This window comes from Exiguobacterium artemiae, assembly GCF_033342815.1.
Lineage (GTDB): Bacteria > Bacillota > Bacilli > Exiguobacteriales > Exiguobacteriaceae > Exiguobacterium_A > Exiguobacterium_A artemiae_A.
Genome location: NZ_JAWPEN010000040.1, coordinates 1 through 1066, shown reverse-complemented (window position 1 = coordinate 1066; position 1066 = coordinate 1). Strand labels below are relative to the sequence as shown.

Annotated in this window: 9 tRNA genes and 1 rRNA gene; all 10 read right to left on the bottom strand. The window is 49.1% G+C overall.

From position 1 onward, the window contains the following. Positions 1 to 47: 47 nt before the first annotated feature. The 10 genes from R7V76_RS16650 to rrf all read right to left on the bottom strand — a co-directional run bounded on the left by R7V76_RS16650 (position 48) and on the right by rrf (position 1062). Positions 48 to 121 (bottom strand) — tRNA-Arg (locus R7V76_RS16650). A gap of 8 nt (positions 122 to 129) precedes the next feature. Next, a tRNA-Leu gene (locus tag R7V76_RS16645) sits at positions 130 to 212 on the bottom strand. A 35-nt stretch (positions 213 to 247) separates the two neighbouring features. Further along, positions 248 to 322: transfer RNA gene (locus R7V76_RS16640), tRNA-Gly, on the bottom strand. A 10-nt stretch (positions 323 to 332) separates the two neighbouring features. Beyond that, positions 333 to 416: transfer RNA gene (locus tag R7V76_RS16635), tRNA-Leu, on the bottom strand. Between the two features lie 9 nt (positions 417 to 425). After that, a tRNA-Lys gene (locus R7V76_RS16630) sits at positions 426 to 501 on the bottom strand. 24 nt (positions 502 to 525) lie between these two features. Next, positions 526 to 601: transfer RNA gene (locus R7V76_RS16625), tRNA-His, on the bottom strand. A gap of 10 nt (positions 602 to 611) precedes the next feature. Further along, positions 612 to 687 (bottom strand) — tRNA-Thr (locus R7V76_RS16620). A gap of 8 nt (positions 688 to 695) precedes the next feature. Continuing rightward, positions 696 to 771 (bottom strand) — tRNA-Phe (locus tag R7V76_RS16615). A gap of 27 nt (positions 772 to 798) precedes the next feature. Then, positions 799 to 874, bottom strand: a tRNA-Asp gene (locus R7V76_RS16610). A gap of 72 nt (positions 875 to 946) precedes the next feature. Then, a 5S ribosomal RNA gene (gene rrf / locus R7V76_RS16605) occupies positions 947 to 1062 on the bottom strand. Positions 1063 to 1066: the final 4 nt, after the last annotated feature.

Genomic DNA, 1066 nt, shown 5'->3' with positions numbered 1-1066 from the left:
TGGTCCCAAACCAAGTGCTCTACCAAGCTGAGCTACTTCCCGAAAAGTGCACCCTGAGAGATTCGAACTCCCGACCCCTTGATTCGTAGTCAAGTACTCTATCCAGCTGAGCTAAGGGTGCATAATAAGTGCGGTCGAGAGGACTTGAACCTCCACAGTGTTGCCACCACTAGGCCCTCAACCTAGCGCGTCTACCATTCCGCCACGACCGCAAATTATGCTATTTGATGTTTCTTAGATGAAAAATTGGAGCGGAAGACGGGATTCGAACCCGCGACCCCGACCTTGGCAAGGTCGTATTCTACCACTGAACTACTTCCGCATACATATAATGGTACGGGTGAAGGGACTTGAACCCCCACGTCAAAGACACTAGATCCTAAATCTAGCGCGTCTACCAATTCCGCCACACCCGCATAAAAAAATGGTGTGTCATGCAGGATTCGAACCTGCGACCCTCTGATTAAAAGTCAGATGCTCTACCAACTGAGCTAATGACACAAATAGTATTAAGTTAAAATAAAATGGGGCGACTGATGGGAATTGAACCCACGAATGCCGGAATCACAATCCGGTGCGTTAACCACTTCGCCACAACCGCCATATTAAGATGGTGCCGGCAACAGGAGTCGAACCCGCGACCTACTGATTACAAGTCAGTTGCTCTACCAGCTGAGCTACACCGGCAGGTGTAATGGTGGCTTTGGACGGAATCGAACCGCCGACACGAGGATTTTCAGTCCTCTGCTCTACCGACTGAGCTACAAAGCCATACTAAAAATTTTCGGTAAATAAAAATGGCGGTCCTGACGGGATTCGAACCCGCGATCTCCTGCGTGACAGGCAGGCATGTTAACCGCTACACCACAGGACCGTGGTAACTTGACGACTTCTATAATACTATATCAATCAGTCAAAATTGTCAAATACTTTATTAAAAAAGTATGCCTGGCAACGTCCTATCCTCACAGGGGGAAGCCCCCAACTACTTTCGGCGTTCAAGTGCTTAACTTCCGTGTTCGGCATGGGAACGGGTGTGACCACTTGGCTATCGTCACCAGACGAC